The sequence below is a fragment of the Dyella sp. Tek66A03 genome, from assembly GCF_052567735.1.
Genome location: NZ_CP199584.1, coordinates 3,899,706 through 3,917,176 on the forward strand (window position 1 = coordinate 3,899,706; position 17,471 = coordinate 3,917,176).

The 17,471-nt window shown below is 65.0% G+C and carries 13 protein-coding genes; 9 read left to right on the forward strand and 4 right to left on the reverse strand.

Features of this window, described 5'->3' with window-relative positions; all coding sequences use genetic code 11:
- Positions 1-26 precede the first annotated feature (26 nt).
- The 6 genes from ACT01B_RS17450 (at position 27) to ACT01B_RS17475 (ending at position 5,706) form a co-directional block, all read left to right on the forward strand.
- Complete coding sequence (locus tag ACT01B_RS17450; RefSeq protein ID WP_445144476.1) at positions 27-1,256, forward strand: acyl-CoA dehydrogenase family protein; 1,230 nt, start codon at positions 27-29, stop codon at positions 1,254-1,256.
- Entirely contained in the window at positions 1,253-2,323 is a 1,071-nt protein-coding gene (locus tag ACT01B_RS17455; RefSeq protein ID WP_445144477.1) for a phosphotransferase family protein, read from the forward strand. The genes ACT01B_RS17450 and ACT01B_RS17455 overlap by 4 nt, the downstream gene beginning before the upstream one ends.
- A 3-nt stretch (positions 2,324-2,326) precedes the next feature.
- Positions 2,327-3,016: a histidine phosphatase family protein gene (locus ACT01B_RS17460; RefSeq protein ID WP_445144478.1), complete on the forward strand. Its 690-nt coding sequence runs from the start codon at positions 2,327-2,329 to the stop codon at positions 3,014-3,016.
- A 76-nt stretch (positions 3,017-3,092) separates the two neighbouring features.
- Positions 3,093-3,863, forward strand: coding sequence for an SDR family oxidoreductase (locus ACT01B_RS17465; RefSeq protein WP_445144479.1), 771 nt, complete (start codon positions 3,093-3,095; stop codon positions 3,861-3,863).
- 16 nt (positions 3,864-3,879) lie between these two features.
- Positions 3,880-4,668 carry an SDR family oxidoreductase gene (locus ACT01B_RS17470; RefSeq protein ID WP_445144480.1) on the forward strand — a complete coding sequence of 263 codons (789 nt, stop codon included), beginning with the start codon at positions 3,880-3,882 and terminating at the stop codon, positions 4,666-4,668.
- 21 nt (positions 4,669-4,689) lie between these two features.
- Positions 4,690-5,706: an NADP-dependent oxidoreductase gene (locus tag ACT01B_RS17475; protein WP_445144481.1), complete on the forward strand. Its 1,017-nt coding sequence runs from the start codon at positions 4,690-4,692 to the stop codon at positions 5,704-5,706.
- A gap of 53 nt (positions 5,707-5,759) precedes the next feature.
- Here ACT01B_RS17475 and ACT01B_RS17480 read toward each other — a convergent pair whose 3' ends face one another.
- Both ACT01B_RS17480 and ACT01B_RS17485 read right to left on the reverse strand, forming a co-directional pair.
- On the reverse strand, positions 5,760-9,875 hold the full coding sequence (locus ACT01B_RS17480) for a hypothetical protein (RefSeq protein ID WP_445144482.1): 4,116 nt from the start codon (positions 9,873-9,875) through the stop codon (positions 5,760-5,762).
- A gap of 188 nt (positions 9,876-10,063) precedes the next feature.
- A complete protein-coding gene (locus ACT01B_RS17485; protein WP_445144483.1) occupies positions 10,064-12,748 on the reverse strand; it encodes a M1 family metallopeptidase in 2,685 nt (894 codons plus the stop codon).
- Positions 12,749-12,903: 155 nt separating this feature from the next.
- Here ACT01B_RS17485 and oxyR point away from each other — a divergent pair, with 155 nt between their 5' ends.
- Together oxyR and ACT01B_RS17495 are read left to right on the forward strand one after the other, a co-directional pair.
- On the forward strand, positions 12,904-13,848 hold the full coding sequence (gene oxyR / locus ACT01B_RS17490; RefSeq protein ID WP_445144484.1) for a DNA-binding transcriptional regulator OxyR: 945 nt from the start codon (positions 12,904-12,906) through the stop codon (positions 13,846-13,848).
- A 6-nt stretch (positions 13,849-13,854) separates the two neighbouring features.
- Complete coding sequence (locus tag ACT01B_RS17495; RefSeq protein ID WP_445144485.1) at positions 13,855-14,454, forward strand: hypothetical protein; 600 nt, start codon at positions 13,855-13,857, stop codon at positions 14,452-14,454.
- A 68-nt stretch (positions 14,455-14,522) separates the two neighbouring features.
- Here the strand turns inward: ACT01B_RS17495 and ACT01B_RS17500 are convergent, their stop codons facing one another.
- On the reverse strand, positions 14,523-15,059 hold the full coding sequence (locus ACT01B_RS17500) for an adenine phosphoribosyltransferase (protein ID WP_445144486.1): 537 nt from the start codon (positions 15,057-15,059) through the stop codon (positions 14,523-14,525).
- A 129-nt stretch (positions 15,060-15,188) separates the two neighbouring features.
- Complete coding sequence (locus tag ACT01B_RS17505) at positions 15,189-15,467, reverse strand: putative signal transducing protein (protein WP_445144487.1); 279 nt, start codon at positions 15,465-15,467, stop codon at positions 15,189-15,191.
- Positions 15,468-15,680: 213 nt separating this feature from the next.
- Here ACT01B_RS17505 and ACT01B_RS17510 point away from each other — a divergent pair, with 213 nt between their 5' ends.
- Entirely contained in the window at positions 15,681-17,465 is a 1,785-nt protein-coding gene (locus ACT01B_RS17510) for a glutamine--tRNA ligase/YqeY domain fusion protein (protein ID WP_445144488.1), read from the forward strand.
- The last annotated feature ends 6 nt before the right edge of the window (positions 17,466-17,471 follow it).

Consider the following 17,471-nt stretch of genomic DNA (forward strand, 5'->3'; position numbering starts at 1 on the left):
AGGCTGGCCGCTTCAGGAGGAACGCCATGGACTTCTCACCTTCCGAGCGCACCCAGGCGCTGACCGAACGCCTCGATCGCTTCATGCGTGAGGAAGTGATTCCCGCCGAGACGGTCTATGCCGCCCAGCTGGCCGGCGGTGCCGACCATCGCCAGTGGCGCCAGCCGGTCATCATGGAACAGCTGAAGTCGCGTGCCCGCGCCGCGGGCCTGTGGAACCTGTTTCTGCCCGAGCTTGAGGGGGGGCGCGGCCTCAGCAATCTCGACTACGCGCCGCTGGCCGAAATCATGGGGCACTCGTTCATCGCGCCAGAAGTGTTCAATTGTGCGGCGCCTGACAGCGGCAATATGGAAGTGCTGCATCGTTATGGCTCGCCCGCCCAGCGCGAACGCTGGCTGGCGCCGCTGCTCGATGGCGAGATCCGCTCGGGCTTTGCGATGACCGAGCCGGACGTGGCTTCGTCTGATGCCACCAATATGCGGGCGACGGCGCAAGTCGATGGCGAGCATATCGTGCTCAACGGGCGCAAATGGTGGACGACCGGCCTTGGCCATCCGCACTGCCGCTTCGTGATCTTCATGGGGCTGAGCGACGAGCAGGCCGACGTGCATCGCCGGCACAGCATGGTGATCTGTCCTCTGGATCAAGCTGGCGTGCACATCGAGCGCATGCTGCCGGTGTTCCACGACTACGACGAACCCTCCGGCCATGGTGAGCTCAGCTTTACTAACGTGCGACTGCCGCTGGACCACGTCATTCTCGGCCCCGGTCGCGGCTTCGAGATTGCCCAGGGCCGGCTCGGCCCTGGCCGCGTGCACCACTGCATGCGTGCGCTTGGCGCCGCCGAACGTGCGCTGGCCTTGCTCTGCGAACGCGCGCACTCGCGCGTGGCCTTTGGCAAGCCACTGCTCCAGCTCGGCGGTAATGCGGACATCGTGGCCAACCTGCGCATGGCCATCGAGCAGGCGCGCCTGCTGACCTTGAAGACGGCGTGGACACTGGACACGCATGGCATCAAGGCGGCGCTAAGCCTGATCTCGCAGATCAAGGTGGTGGTGCCCGCGGTAGCCCAGCAGGCGGCCGATGCGGCGATCCAGATCCACGGTGGCGCCGGCCTGTCCGACGACGTGCCGCTGACGCGCTTGTTCGCCTACGCGCGTGTGTTGCGCCTGGCAGACGGTCCGGATGAAGTGCATCGTGCCGTGGTCGCCAAACTGGAAGCAAAAGCCCAACTCGCGAAGGCAACGCAGGCATGACCGCCATGCAGGACCAGACGCGCCCGGTGCGCGAGGAAGATGCGTTCGATGCATTGCGCGTCGATGCGTTCCTCAAGCAACACATCGCGGGGCTGGAAGGCACGCCTGCGGTGTCGCAGTTCCCCGGCGGCGCTTCGAACCTCACCTACCTGCTCCGTTACGCCAACCGCGAACTGGTCTTGCGCCGACCACCGCGCGGCGCCAAGGCGAAATCCGCGCACGACATGATGCGCGAGGCACGCGTCATGAGCGCGCTCAAGCCCAGCTATCCGTACGTGCCGGCGATCCTTGCGCGCTGCGACGACGCTGAAGTGATCGGGCAGGATTTTTACGTCATGGAACGCTTCGACGGCACCATTCTCCGCCGCGACCTGCCGCCTTCGCTGGGCCTGGATCGCGATCGCGTGCATCGTCTGTGCCTTGGCTTTATCGACCGCCTGATCGAACTGCATCACGTCGACACGACCCAACCGGACCTCAGCGCTCTGGGCAAGGGTGAAGGCTATATCGCGAGGCAAGTAAGCGGCTGGAGCGAGCGCTGGCAACAGGCCGCCACCGACGGTTCCGACCCCTGCGAAGACATCCTCGCTTGGCTCGATGCGAATCAACCCGCCCACGACAACGCCAGCTGCGTCATCCACAACGACTACCGCTTCGACAACGTGGTGCTCGCTGCCGACGACCCGCTGCGCATCATCGGCGTGCTGGACTGGGAGATGGCCACCATCGGCGATCCGCTGATGGACCTGGGCGGCTCGCTCGCCTATTGGGTCCAGGCGGATGACGATGCGGTGTTCCAGTCGTTTCGTCGCCAAGCCACGCACGAAGCCGGCATGCTCACGCGGCGCGAGGTGATCGCCTACTACGGACAACGCAGCGGCCTGGACGTGTCGAACTTCGGCTACTACGAAGTGTTCGGCCTGTTTCGGCTGATGGTGATCATCCAGCAGATCTACCGCCGCTTCGCGCTGGGGCAGACCACCAACCCGCAGTTCGCCGGTTTCGGCGACGCCGCGCGCTACCTGGGCCAACGCTGCCGTCGCATCATCGCCGGCAAGGCGACGTAAGCGATGCGCGAACTGCTGCTGATCCGCCATGGCCAGGCCAGCTTCGGCGCCGAGGACTACGACAAGCTTTCGCCTATCGGTGAGCAGCAATCGTCGCTCCTCGGCGCATGGCTGGCTGCCTCGGGTCCAGCGCCCGACCTGGTGGCGATCGGACCTCGCTCGCGTCATCGCGATACGGCGTCATGGTGTCTGCAAGCGGCCGACCTGAGTGCATCACCCGTGCTGTTTCCTGGCCTGGACGAATTCGATCACCACGAAATACTCGCGCGGCAACGTCCGGACCTCGCCGGTCCAGGCGCCTTGCGTGCCGAGCTCAAACAGGCCACCGACCCGCATCGCGCCTTCCAGCACCTATTCGCCGAGGCCGTCGCACGCTGGGTCGGCGGTCAGCACGATGCGGAGTACACCGTGCCCTGGCCCTCGTTTCGCGCGAATGTGCTCGATGCACTTGAGCAGCTGTCCCGTCATCCGGCAAAGCGCCTATGGGCGTTCACCTCCGGCGGCCCCATCGCGGTCATCGCCAATGCCTTGCTGGAAGCGCCAGTGGCGCAGACCTTCAAGCTCAGTTGGCCGCTGGTGAATACCGGGGTGACCCGCTTGCGACTGAGCTCGCGCGGAGCCGCGCTGATGACCTATAACGCGTGGCCGCACCTGGAGCGCAGCAACGATACGCGCCTGGTGACCTTGCGATGAGCACGCGAATGCCTACTCGCATTTCGTCGCCGATTCGATCGCCCCTCATTCATTCATCGACTAGTGAGTATCGACCATGACTGCTTCCGCCACCTTCGACCTCACCGGAAAAATCGCCATCGTCACCGGCGCCAGTCGCGGCATCGGCGCCGAAATCGCCCGCCTGCTCGCCGTGCATGGTGCCCATGTGATCGTCTCCAGCCGGCGCGAGGCCGACTGCCAGACCGTCGTCGACGGCATCGTGGCGGAGGGCGGATCGGCCGAAGCCATCGCCTGCCATATTGGCGAGATGGAGCAGATCGAAGCGCTGTATGCACAGGTCCAACAGAAGCACGGGCGTCTGCATATCCTGATCAACAACGCCGCCACCAATCCGTTCTTCGGCCATATCCTCGATACCGAGCCGTCGGTATTCCAGAAGACCGTCGACGTCAATATCCGTGGCTACTTCTACATGTCGACACACGGTGCACGCTTGATGAAGCAGAACGGCGGCGGCTCCATCGTCAACGTCGCTTCGGTCAATGGCGTGGTGCCTGGTGTCGCGCAAGGCATCTACTCGATCACCAAGGCGGCGGTGATTTCGATGACCAAGGCTTTTGCCGTCGAGTGCGCCGAGTCGGGTGTGCGTTGCAACGCGCTATTGCCGGGCCTTACCGATACGAAGTTCGCCTCGGTGCTGGTCAATACGCCGGCCATCCTCAAGCAGGCGCTGGCCCATGTACCGATGCGTCGGGTGGCCCAGCCGTCGGAGATGGCTGGCGCTGCCCTCTATCTCGCCTCCGATGCGGCGCCCTACACCACCGGCGCCGTGCTGAACGTCGATGGCGGCTATCTCTGCGTCTGATGCGAAGGAACTCACCATGAATTACACCCCTCCTCTGCGTGCCGCCGACAAGCGTGCCTTCATCACCGGCGCCGCTGGTGGCCTCGGTTCCGCCACCGCTCGCATGCTCGCCCGCCACGGTGCCAGGGTATTCCTCACTGACGTGGATGCGGCTGCCACGGCCAGGCTGGCCGATGAGATAAATAGCGAACGCGGCGCGCCGGTGGCCTGGTCCGCGGCGCAGGACGTGCGCGATGAAACGGTGTGGAAGCAGGTGCTGGAACAAGCGGCACAGACCATGGGCGGCTTGTCGGTGCTGGTCAACAACGCCGGCGTCGGATCGCTGGGTAGTATCGAGAACATCACGCTGAAGGAATGGCAGCGTGTGATGAGCATCAACCTGGACAGCGTGATGATGGGCTGCAAGTACGCACTGCCGTACCTGCGCAACGCGCAACCGGCATCCATCATCAATATTTCCTCGCTGGCCGCCTTCAAGGTCGATCCGGACTACACCGCCTACAACACGTCCAAAGCCGCCGTGGCCATGCTGAGCAAGTCGGTGGCGTTGGATTGCGCTAGGCAGAAAATCGATGTGCGCTGCAATTCGGTGCATCCGGCATTTATCCGTACCGGCATCGTGGCGCCGTTCTTCGAAGCCCTGGGTGAAGAGGAGGCCACCCGCAAGCTGGTGCGTGGCATTCCGCTGAAGCGCCTGGGCGAACCCGATGACGTCGCCTATGCAGTGCTTTATCTAGCATCCGACGAAAGCCGCTACGTCACCGCCGCCGAGCTGGTGATCGATGGCGGCGCACGCGCCATCTGACCCCTTACCGCGAGGCCATCCATGTCATTCGTCAATCGCCAGCTGCGGCTGAAAAGCCGTCCCGAGGGCCTGGTCCGCCAGGACAATTTTGAACTGCACGAACAAGCCACCGCCGAACTCGCCGAGGGGCAGGCCCTGGTGCGCGTGCTGTACCTTTCAATGGACCCGACGAACCGCGTGTGGATGAGCGACATCCCGCAATACATGCCGCCCGTAGCCATCGGCGAGGTGATGCGTGGACTCGGGCTAGGACGCGTCGTCGCTTCACGATCCGCGCAGTACGCGGTCGGCGATCTGGTGCAGGGCCTGGTCGGTTGGCAGGACTACACCGTGGTCGACGACAAGCGGGCAAAGGATTGGGTGAAGCTGCCCCCGAAGCCGCCGGTCGCCTTGCCCACCCTGCTCGGGGCCTGCGGCTTCAGCGGCATCACCGCCTACTACGGGCTCACCGAAATCGCTCCCGTGCAGCCGGGCGAAACCCTGGTGGTGTCAGCCGCTGCCGGTTCAGTAGGCTCGATTGCCGGACAGATCGGCAAGTTGCGCGGCGCGCGCGTGGTCGGTATCGCCGGCGGCCCGGACAAGTGCCGGCACTTGATTGACGACCTGGGCTTCGATGCCGCCGTCGACTACAAGGCCGACGACTGGAAGCAGGCCTTGGCTGCCGCTACGCCCGATGGCGTGCATGTGAACTTCGAGAACGTCGGCGGCCCGGTGATGCGTGCAGTGCTGTCGCGCATGGTCAACGGCGGACGCGTGGCGCTATGCGGGCTCATTGCCAACTACACCAGCGGTGCGAAGCCTGCGGACGACTACAGCGTCATCATCGTCAAGCGCCTCACGATGCGCGGATTCCTTGCGTTCGATTACCGCGACAGCCAGCGCGCCGTGCAGGACCTGATCGGCTGGGTGCGCGAAGGCCGCATCAAGGCCGGTGAAACCATCGAGGATGGCCTGGAGAACGCACCGCTGGTGCTCAACCGCCTGTTCGAAGGCAGCAACACCGGCAAGCTCGTCCTGCGCGTGGCCGAAGACGCCTGAGTCATGCAAGATCATCGCTGCGACGGGCCATCCGTCGCAGCGATGCAGGTCAGTTACTCCGATGCCACTGGCACCGGCGGTGGCTCGACGACTTTAGGCTTGCGCGGACGCCAATAGCCGCCGCGAGTCCAGGCCTCGAAGCCCCAGCGCAGCCAGCCAATCAACGCATTGGCCAGCCACAGTGCCCACAGCAGCATGGCGATCTTGTAGACCCACAGCGAGACGCTGAAGACGCCAGCATGCGGCAGCACGCCATGACTCTGGTCGGCGAACCAGTTCAGATGCCAAGCGGTGGAGTCGTTGCCCGCCACGTGCATGTCCGGCAGGCCGAGTAGTCCTTTGGGCACCGCCGAGACCAGCACGACCAAGGCCACCAGCGTCAACAACGCCAAGCCTGATTGCAGCAGGTTGAAACTGGCACCGAAGCGTTCGGGCAACACATGCCGCGCGCGCAGGCCCAGCAAAATCAGCCAGACCACCACGAGCGCATACGCGCCCCACGCAAAAGCCGAGAAGCCAAGGCCCAGCAGAAGCCACTGATGGAAACGCAGCGGCGTCGGTGCATAGCGTGACAGCAACCACGCGGCGAGCAACAAGACGAGCAGCTGCGACCAATACATCACCGCAGGCCCTGCGGGTGGCCCCCATGTCCACAGCACCCAGCGGTCCTGCGGTAGTGACTGTTGCAGCGAGATGTTCGCCGCTGGAGCATCGAGCGAGAACGACGGCGTGCGCGTTCGTGTCGACATGCCCTGCGGCGTGCGCAGGCGCACGCTGTAGCGATGCGTGCCGGGCTGCAAGGGCAGGCTGACCTTGCCATCGCGTATCGCCAGGCTGAGCGGTGCCTCGTCGCGGCGCGCCTCCAGCAGTTCTGCACCGGGCGGCAAGCCGATCGCATGTTCGCCACCACGCGTACTGCGTGCCTTGAGTACGAGCACCGTTTCGGTCGCGCGGTCGCCTGCGCTACTGCGCACGGTCACCTCATCGAAGGCGAGACTATCGCCGGCCATGGCCTGGGGCCGGCCAATCGCCACCTGCAGGCTTTCACCGGGCAGCGGCAGGTAGCGCAGGCCATCGTCGCTGAGGTTCGCTGGTACGCCTTTGGCTTGGAGATGCCAGATCGGTGCCGCTTGCAATACCCATTCCTCGGCGCGATCGCCCAGGCCTGGCGCGGTCAGCGCCAGGTTGTCCGAAGTATCGAGGCGGCTCGTCCAACGAATGCGGTCCTGGCCCGCATTGAACGTCACGCCGATACGGCCGTCGTGGACCCGGATGTTGTCGCCGAACGGGTGCTCGCCCGGCAGCAAGGGTAGGTCCAGGCTGAAGCCGCCATCGCTCGGCGCGATGCGTTCGACCGTGTTTTCCACGCTCCAGTCCACGCCAAAGACCAGCGTGCGGGTCAACCTCACGTACGGCGGAAAGGTCTGCGCCGCCGCCTCTTGCGGCTTTCCATTCGCTGCAGCACGCACCCGGTTCAAGCTCAGGCTGTCGCCCAACAGGCGATGGTCGTCCACCCCGTCGACCGCCCACGCATCGCCACTGAACTCGATACGTTGCGGACGTAGCGGGAAATGCAGGCTGACCGTGTCGATTGGCGCAGCACGATAACGCAACGAAACGCGATGCACGCCACGCTCCAGCTTGAGCAGCAGCACATCGGCCTGCTGCGTCAGGATGCCATCGTGCCCATCCATGCTGACGCTGCTCAACTGCAGGGATGCATCGGTTTGCGGCAGCGGCACGGCCACCGTGGCGCCGGCCTGCATGTCCATATCGAGCACCACGCTGTCGCCGCTCGCTTGCACCGCCGCACGTGCCACCGCGGCACAATCCGGCGCGCAGGTCGGCGCTTCGGTGAGACGCGTGCGTAACTGCGTGAGCACCTCGTCGCTGGGCGTGTTTTGCGCCCGCGCGGCGTGCGGGATCAGGGCCAGCGCAAGTAGCGCAACGGCACCGCCGCGCAAGCTCCAACCGCGCCACTGCCCCTGCCATGGACGTAGCAAGCCAAGCGACATGCGGCCCAACAACACCAGCAACAGCGCCAGCATGGCCATGCGCAGCACACGCACCAGCCAGGCCGGAGCAATGACGAAGCGCGTGGTCTGCTCGGCCGTCACCGGCCCGGACCAGCCGAGGCGATAGTTGTTGCCGACATCCCAATGCGGCGCGCCGCGGCCCGCCTGGATGACGCTATGCGCATCCGTTTCCTGACCCACCGTCATGGAGGCAGTGATGCGCGTGCCCGTTACCGTCACAGCTTGAAGAACGTTCGGGGGCACCGTTTTTCCCGCCCTGATCTCCGCTACCGCTGCGGGTGGAGCGGGCGGAGGGGGTGGGGCTGGCTGCATCATCGCCATGGGCGCAGCGGCGGATTCGGGTGCGTTCGATGCCGCGAACTGATCCAGCTCTTCATCGTTCGCGTAAGCCTCCCTGCGGACGTAGCCCGGCGCAGGGGAATAGCCGCCACCGACACTGTGGCCCTCCAACTGCGGGTGCAGGGCATAGCTCATCTCGGTCACCGCGAAGGGCAACGTCCAGAGCACGGTCAGGGCGAGCAGCGCAGCAGCCGTGATGCGAGAGACTATCCGCAGCCGCCCTTCCGGCAGGGCACGCATGAGCAGGGCCAACGCGAGCGCCACCGCCAGCGTCCAACGCGGCGCGCCGGACTCATGTTGCGATAAGGCAAGAAACCCGACGGCGACCAGGGCCCACGGCCAACCCAGTAATCGTCCCGCGAGCAGCGCGATCACGGCGACCACGAACAGATCGAGCAGGCTCCAGTGGGCGATCCACGAATCCGGCGAACGGTCCGCACCGGCTGCGCCAAGCAAGCGGTAGCCATAGGGAAGATGTAGCGTGGCGTCGATGCTTTCCAACGGCAGCTGCCATCCCGTGCTCGGCATCGCACCGCGTTCGGGGAAACGCAGTCCGGCCTTGAGATTCAATTGGGTGTCGCGCAATTCAATGCCGCTATGCCCATCGCCGTTCGCGGTGATCAAGAGCGGCGTGCCGGCCTGCGCTGCGCTTTGCAGCTGCCAGGGCACGGTGACGTCGAGGCGCTGGTTGCGACGCAACGTACCGGTGAGGTGATCGGCTGCGTTGTAGCCGCGTCCATCGAAATCCAGCCACAGTTGGCGGTGCAGCGTGAGCTGATCACCCTGCCCGCCTTCGCCGCCACGCGTGCCTTGTTCGACGGCGAGCCCGTTGCTGGCATCAAGCAGATAAGCGGGCAGGTTTTGCCAATCGCCGGGCACGTCGGCCTGGGCCGCATCAGTGGCCTGGCCCTGGACCCGGGTACTTCGCAACGCGGTGTCGTCGGCGTAACTCCAGATTTCCTGGCGCGGCCAGGGCTCGGCGGGCAGGCTCAAGCCGATATGTTCAAGCACCTCGGTGCCGCGCGCGCCCAGGGTAAGCGTCCAATGTCCGGGGCGAAGTTGTACGCGCAGACGTCCATCGTTTTCCAGTCGTGCCGGCAGCTCACCCTGCAGCGAGGTCGCGACAAAACCTTTGGGCAGCGCCGGGCCCAAGAACTGCTCGCGCGCACTGCCTGTCACATCGAATTGAAGCTGGGTTTCCAGCCTGGATGGCAAGCCATCGGCGAGGCGCCGGTAGATCCGCAACGACAGCGCGTCCACGGCACGCTGTGCCGCTGCTGCCTCGCCGAGCGTGAGCTGGTCGGCGTGGCGTTCGACCCGGTTGACTGCGTTGCCATCCAGCGTAAGTGCCACCAGCCCGATGGATTCGGGTACGCGCAGGCGTGCTGGACGGCTCTCCCACGGCAATACCCCGCGGATGACGTAGTCACCCGCGCCCAGATGCAGCGCCGGATTCTGCTCGTGATCAAGCACCGGCCAGGGCTTGTTGTCGACACTGACCTGCTGCGGCCAGTTGCGTGCGTCGCCCGGCAGGCTCACCCAGCTCTCGGCGTCCACGTGTACATCGAGGCTGAAGTGCGCGCCGTCCTTGCCGACATCGAGGGCAAGACGTCCCGGCCAAATGCAGGCATTGCCGCCACCGACTCCCGGTGTGGCCAGCAGCGGACAGGCGTGTTGTGGCACGTCATGCAATACCCAACTCTGCCAATCGTGCAATGCGGGCGGCACGTCCTGCGCCAGCAACGGCGCGGCCACCAGCATGAGTCCCACCAACCATTCCCATGGACGACGCATGTATCTCTCCCTGACGACCCGAGCGGGTCGGCACAGTGTAGAAGCAAGCCAGGGAGCGCGTGCTGCGCTCCCACGTCATGCAACGCCGGTGCGGGTCGAAAGGGGTTGCCGCAAAAAAAGCCGGGCGCTTGGCAGCGCCCGGCGTTGGTGTGACTGCAGGTCGGCCGGCCTTTGCGCCGGCCCTTGACTCAGAGACCGGCGGTCGTTGTTTCCTGCTTGGCCTTGAGCGCGGCGCACAACAAGCTCGACTCGCTGGTCTGCGCCAGGCCGCGTTCGGCACCGGTGACGTCCTTGGCGCGGGTCTTGAAGAACGTCTGCAGGCGATCGGCCTCTTCCTTCGAGCAACCGCCACCACCCATCAGGCTCGGCAGCTGGCCGCCCGAGAAGCTGCCGGTACGCTCCACGATCTTGTCGTAGTTGGCGACCGACCAGTCCCAGGAGGCATCGCGCTGTGCGCGGGTGTCGCGACCGCCACGCAGAAGCGCGGCCATCTCGCCCACCTTCACCTGCTTCACCAGCGCGAAATCACGCACCTTGGTCGCCAATGCCGGATCTTCCACTTCGCTCAAGCCACCGAGGATGGCATTGCGCATGGCCGGATCGCTGGTCTGCGGCAGTTCGGCGATCAGCGCGTCGACCGCGCTCTTGCCGCGCTCCTGCACGGCGACGCCAAGCGCGATGCCGAGCAAGTCGGGATCGGCAGCGGCCAGATCGAGACGGCCATCGGGCTTGCGCTTGAGCGCGGCATCACCTTGCTTGAGCAATTCCGCACGCACTTCCGGCACCTTCACCACCAGCGCCAGCTGGTCGGCCAGCGTGTCGCGCATCAGCGAATCGGTGTCGGCCTCGCCCGGCTTGCGGTGATAGCCCAGCTGTTGCATGCGCGGCAGATAGGCCGCCTTGGCCCACTCGGCCAGCTTGGCGCGCTCGGCATCGTTCTGTGCCACGTTGCGGTAGATCCAGTTGAAGCTGCCCAGCGGCGCGGTGGCCACTTCGCGCGTCTTGGACGAGGTCAGCGGCTTGAGCGCTGCGAGCACGTCGGCCGCATTCAGATCGCCATGCTTGAAGCTTGCATACACCGCATCGGCGTAGGCGAGCTGCTCCGCATCGCCGAGCTTGTCCACCTGCTGGCCAAGCTTGGCCAGATCGTCCTTGGCCATGGCGAAGCGGTAGTAGCCGCTGCCATTCGCATTGGGCATGACCCAGGTCGGGTTGCTTGCGCCGGCCAGCACCATGGTGCCCTGCGCCTTGTCGAGCAGTTCGCAGCTCACCTTGCTGCCATCGGCGGTGCCGTAGCGCACGCACATCGGCACGCCCCACATGCTCTTGGCGTCGCCGCTGCTGCCCAGCGGCAGGTAGCGGCTCTGGCTCAGGTGCAGCACGGTCTTGCCGCCTTCCTGGCTCAGCTGGGTCTGCACATAAGGCACGCCCGGCTGGTTGAGGAAGCTCTTGAATGCCTGCTGGAAGTCCTGGCCCTTGTCAGTCGCCTTGGCGATCGACGCCACCAGGTCGTTTGCCGTGGCATTGCCGAACTTGTGCTCCTGGATGTAAGCGCGCATGCCCTTCTGGAACGTGGGCTCGCCGACATAGCCCTCGAACATGCCCAGCACGGCCGCACCCTTCTGGTAGGTGATGCCGTCGAAGGCCGTCTCGATATCGCCATTGCCGGTGATCGGCTGGCGGATCTTGCGCGTGGTCACCAGGCTGTCGCCATTCATCGCACCCTGCGCGCCGCGCACGCGGTCGAGGTCGGCGCGATATTCCGGATGCACCTTCTGGGTGACCTTCTGCTGCATCCAGGTGGCGAACGCTTCGTTGAGCCACAGGTCGTCCCACCAGCCCATGGTCACGGTGTCGCCGGTCCACTGGTGCGCCAGCTCGTGCGCGGTGACGTTGAACGAACCGCGCACGTAGTTGGCCGGAGAATCCGGATCGATCAGCAACAGCCAGTCGCGGAACGTGACCAGGCCCGGATTCTCCATCGCACCGGCGGAGAAGTCGGGCGCGGCGAGCAGGTCGAGCTTGTCCCACGGATAGCCGAAGCCGTAGTAGTCCTCGAGCGTGTGGACGATGCTCGGCGTTTCGCTCAGCACATGTTGCATGCGATGGCCTTCGCCCTTCGCCGCAATGCCACGCAGTTCCGTGGGCTGTGCGCGGTACTGGGTCGAGGAGATTTCCGGCCCCTTCACCACGTCCCACGGACCCACGCCGAACGCGACCAGATAGGTCGGCAGCGGCTGCGTCTTGGCGAAGGTCAGCGTCTTCCAGCCATCACCCGCGGCCTCTTCCTTCACCTGCTTGGTGTTGGCAATGCCGACTTCGTCATTGGGTATGGTCAGGCGGACTTCGAACGGCGTCTTGAACGACGGCTCGTCGAAACCGGGGAAGGCGAAGCGCGCACTGATCGGCTCCATCTGCGTCATCGCATACGGCTGGCCTTCGTGGCTCACCTTGTACAAGCCCTGCAGCTGCTGGTTGAGCGACGCGCTATAGGTGATCGCCAGGCTCAGCTCCTGCGGCGCCAGCTGGCTGCCGAAATCGATGCGCACCACCCCCTCTTTCGGCGCCACATCCACGTACTTGCCCTCGTGCGTCTTGCCAGCTGCGTCGGTGATGACGACCTTGCTGACCTTCAGCTCGCGACCATGCAACCACAGGTGATCGGCCGCCTTTTCCAGCTTCAGCTTGATCGTGGTGGTGCCGGAGAAGTCCTGCTGGCGCGGATCGACCTTGAAGTCGAGCTGATACGACTCGGGCATGGCCCAGCGCGGCAGCTTGCCTTGCGGTTGATCATTGACGGCCGGAGCGGCAAGGGCGGCACCGCAACAAGCGGCAAGGGCGGTAAGGACGAGCGGGCGAACGAAGCGGCGCATGGTGCGTGGGCACTCCTGGGACAAATAAACGCCCACGCTACGGGCTGCCATGACGAGCGACACAGTGCCAGAAGACATGGCACGCATTGTCCAAATCGATGAATACCATCAGAATCCATAGACATCACCTATCGAATCCGTGTGGACGCTCATCCATGAACCTGCGCGACCTGCACTACCTCGTGGCCCTGGCCGAGCACCGGCATTTCGGGCGCGCCGCCGAGGCCAGTTTCGTCAGCCAGCCCACCCTCTCCACCCAGATCAAGAAGCTGGAGGACGAACTGGGCGTCGCGCTGGTGGAACGCACGCCGCGCAAGGTCCTGCTGACCGAAACCGGTCGCGAAATCGCCCGCCGCGCCCGGGGCGTGTTGTCGGAGATCGACGAGATCAAGGCGATTGCGCAGCGCACGCGCGACCCCGAATCGGGCACGCTGCGACTGGGCATCTTCCCCACCCTCGGCCCTTACCTGCTGCCGCATCTGGTGCCGCTGGTGCGCAAGCACTTCCCTCGGCTTGAGCTGCTGCTGGTTGAGGAGAAAACCGAGCAAGTGGTGAAGATGTTGCGTGAGGGCGCGCTCGACGTCGGCGTGCTCGCCCTGCCCCTGCACGAGGACAGTTTGCATGCCGAGTTTCTGTTCGAGGAACCGTTCGTGCTGGCCGTGCCGGACGATCATCCGCTGGCGCACAAACGCACGAGGTTGAAACTCGACGACCTGGCAGATCAAAGCCTGTTGCTGCTGGAAGATGGTCATTGCATGCGCGACCAGGCGCTGGAGGTATGCCAGCTTGCTGGTGCCGGCGAACGCTCCGGCTTTCGCGCCACCAGTCTGGAGACGCTGCGCCAGATGGTTGCGGCGAACGTGGGCATCACCCTGCTCCCCACGCTGGCGATCAAGCCACCGATGGCACGTACCGACAACGTGCACCTGGTCGAATTTTCCGGTCACGCGCCGAGTCGGCGCATTGCGCTCGTGTGGCGCAAGAGCTCGTCGCTAGGTGTATTCCTCGAGCGTTTCGGCGATGTGATCCGCGGCTTGCCGCCGGAGCTGCTGCAGCCGAACTTGAGCGAAGCCAAACCCGCCAAGCGCGCCGCGCCCTGAGTCCCCATGCCGCGCTTCCTGCTGATCGGGCTACTACTGATTGCCGGCCTCGGTGCGGCTCACTGGTGGCGGGCGCGCCCGCTCGCAGCGGGGCCCGGCGTCCTGGCGCCGGAGGTACCCACGCAAATCGATCTCGACCAGGGCACCTCGCTGCAGCGTGGTGACATCACGCTCGTTACGCGCGCGCGCTTCGAACTGACGGCGCGCGTGCTGTCCCGCGAGGACTACCACGTCGATGCGGGCGCCAAACTGGCACCGATCGATCTCGCGATGGGCTGGGGCCGCATGTCCGACAGCAGCGTGCTGGCCAGCATCGAGATCAGCCAGGGCAACCGCTTCTATCACTGGCACGTCGACCGCTTTCCGATTCCACGCCGGGAGATCGAGACGTCCAGCGCCAATATGCACATGATCCCTGCCGACCCTGGCGTGCTTACCGAACTGGAGCACGTACGCCCGGGAGAAGTGGTGCACCTCGAAGGCTTTCTGGTCGATGCCAGCCGCCCGGACGGCTGGCGCTGGCGAACATCGATGACGCGCAACGATACCGGCGATGGAGCGTGCGAGCTGGTCTATGTCGAGAGCATCTTGCCGGCGACGCCCTGAGCTGTCGCGTCAGCGGCTCGGCGCCATCCACTGCGTCAGATCAGCGACAAAAACCACGTGAGGCCTGCTCAATAGCGCAGCAAGGCATGCAACGGCGTGTCGTCTTGCCAGCGGCTGCGCCCCTGCAGAGCGGCCAGTTCGATCACGATGCTGGCACCGACCAGCTGCGCCCCGAGCTTTTCCACCAGGGCTCGCGCCGCGGCTACCGTGCCGCCCGTGGCCAGTACATCGTCCACGATCAATACGCGTTCGCCCGGACGCAGCGCATCGCTACGCGCCTCCAGCCGATCGACGCCGTATTCCAGCTCATAGTCCACCGAAACCACCGGTGGTGGCAGTTTGTTGGGCTTGCGCAGCGGCACAAAACCCGCGTGCAGTTTCTGCGCCAGCGCGGCGCCGAAAATGAAGCCGCGTGATTCGATACCGCATACCGCCTGCACGCCGCTGCCCTGCCAAGGCTCGGCCAACGCGTCCACGCAACGCGCAAAACCACCGGCATCGGCGAGCAGTGGCGTGATGTCGCGAAACACGATGCCGGGCTTGGGAAAGTCGGCTACGGCGCGGATCAGCGCGCGGATCTGGGTCAAGGAACTGGAACTGTCCACCTGGTTCACTCCGATGACCGCACACGGGGGCGTTGCGCGCCCAACAGAATACCGCCCGGAGCCAGGGCCACGCTGGCCCAGTCCTGCCATGCGTTCGAGCAACGGAGCGCCGAAATCGACGGCGCCATCTCAGCAGAAAGCGGGCTGCGGGGCGTCCGTATCGTCGTCCGCTTCGTCCATGGCGAGGCGGGCCTCGGCCAGGGTGCGCTCGACCTCTCGCACGATCTGCTCGGCCGTATCGAGGCTCGCTTCGGGCACCAGCACGGCCACGTAATCCAGCGCCGGCAGCTGCCCTACCGCCCCGGTCAGGTATTCGCCCGAGATAAATGCAGGGATATCGGCACGCTCCAGGGCGTCCTTCACCAGGTGGGCGTCGATCAGGGTTTCAGCTCGGTATGCGATGCGCATGGGGGCACGCTAACGCGGTGGGGGGCGGGGGGCAAGTTTTTGCTTGAGCGTGATGATGAGGTGATGCCCTTTTGAGCCAGTTGTAGGAGCGCACCCTGTGCGCGACAAAGCCTTCGGGGCGGCTGAGGGCCCGCTGAAACCCCACAAAACACCACCACCTTGGACAGGGTAAACTGGCCCATTTCCGCCACCGTGTACGAGCTACGAGTCCCGATGTCCACCGAAAATGCCGCCATTGAACCCATTGTCTCGTCCGCCGCACCGCAGACCGAGGGTCAACGGGCCGATGGCCAGCGGGATTTCATCCGCCAGATCATTCGCGAGGACTTGTCCACCGGCAAGCACCACGCTATCCGCACGCGCTTCCCGCCCGAGCCCAACGGCTACCTGCATATCGGCCACGCCAAGGCGATCTGCCTGAACTTCGGCATCGCCGCGGAGTTCACCGGCTGGTGCAACCTGCGCCTGGACGATACCAATCCGGGCAAGGAAGACCCCGAGTTCGTCGAGGGCATCAAGGACGACGTGCGCTGGCTCGGCTACGAGTGGCACGACCTGCGCCATGCCTCGGACTATTTCGAGGTGTTCTACGATTCGGCGATCAAGCTGATCGAGGACGGCGTCGCCTATGTGGACGACCTCAACGCTGAGGAGATGCGCGCCTACCGTGGCACGCTGACCGAAGCGGGCCGCAACTCGCCGTTCCGCGAGCGCAGCGTGGAAGAGAACCTCGATCTGTTCCGTCGTATGCGCGCGGGCGAATTCGCCGATGGCGCCAAGACGCTGCGCGCGAAGATCGACATGACGTCGGGCAATATGAACATGCGCGACCCGGCGATCTACCGCATTCGCAAGATTTCCCACCAGAACACTGGTGACGCCTGGCCGATCTATCCGATGTACGACTACGCGCACTGCCTGTCCGATGCGCTGGAAGGCATTACGCATTCGTTGTGCACGCTGGAGTTCGAAGACCACCGTCCGCTGTACGACTGGTTCGTCGACAAGGTCGATCTGGTCAACCACCCGGAGCTGTGGCAGCACCTGCGCGAGAGCGGCTTCCGCACCGAGCCCGACAAGCCGCGACAGATCGAATTCTCGCGCCTCAACCTGACCTACAGCATCACCAGCAAGCGCAAGCTGGCCCAGCTGGTGAACGAGAACCTGGTGGACGGTTGGGACGATCCGCGCATGAACACGCTGCGCGGCCTGCGTCGTCGCGGCTTCACGCCGGCCGGCCTGCGCCTGCTGATCGAGCGCCTGGGCGTGAGCAAGCAGAACAGCATCATCGACTACTCGATCCTCGAGAACTGCATCCGCGAAGATCTGGACGCCACGGCAGCGCGCCGCATGGCGGTGCTGGACCCGCTCAAGCTGGTCATCACCAACCTGCCGGTGGACCACCAGGAGACGCTGGTGTTCTCCAACCATCCCAAGGACGAGAGTTTCGGTACGCGTGAAGTGCCGTTCTCCCCCGAGCTGTGGATCGAGCGCGAGGATTTCGCCGAGGTACCGCCCAAGGGCTTCCATCGCCTGAAGCCCGAAGGCGAGGTGCGCCTGCGCGGCGTCGGCATCGTGAAGTGCGAGGAGATGGTGAAGGACGCCGACGGCAACGTCACCGAAGTACGTTGCACGCTCGATCTCGCGTCGCGTCATGGCATGCCCGGTGCCGACCGCAAGGTGAAGGGCACTATTCACTGGGTCAGCGCGAAACATGGCGTGTCGACCGAGGTCCGGGTATATGACCGTTTGTTCAACGTGGCGGCCCCGGATGATGAAAGCGACGGCAAAAGCTGGATCGAGCACATCAACCCGGAAGCCAAGCGCGTGGTGCGTGCCTGGCTGGAGCCGGCGGCGACGAACGCCACCCCGGAACAGCGCTACCAGTTCGAGCGTCTCGGTTACTTTGTGGCCGATCGCATCGACCATCGCGCCGAAGCGCCGGTATTCAACCGTACCGTTACGCTGCGCGACACCTGGGCCAAGCAGGCGGGCTGAAGTCCG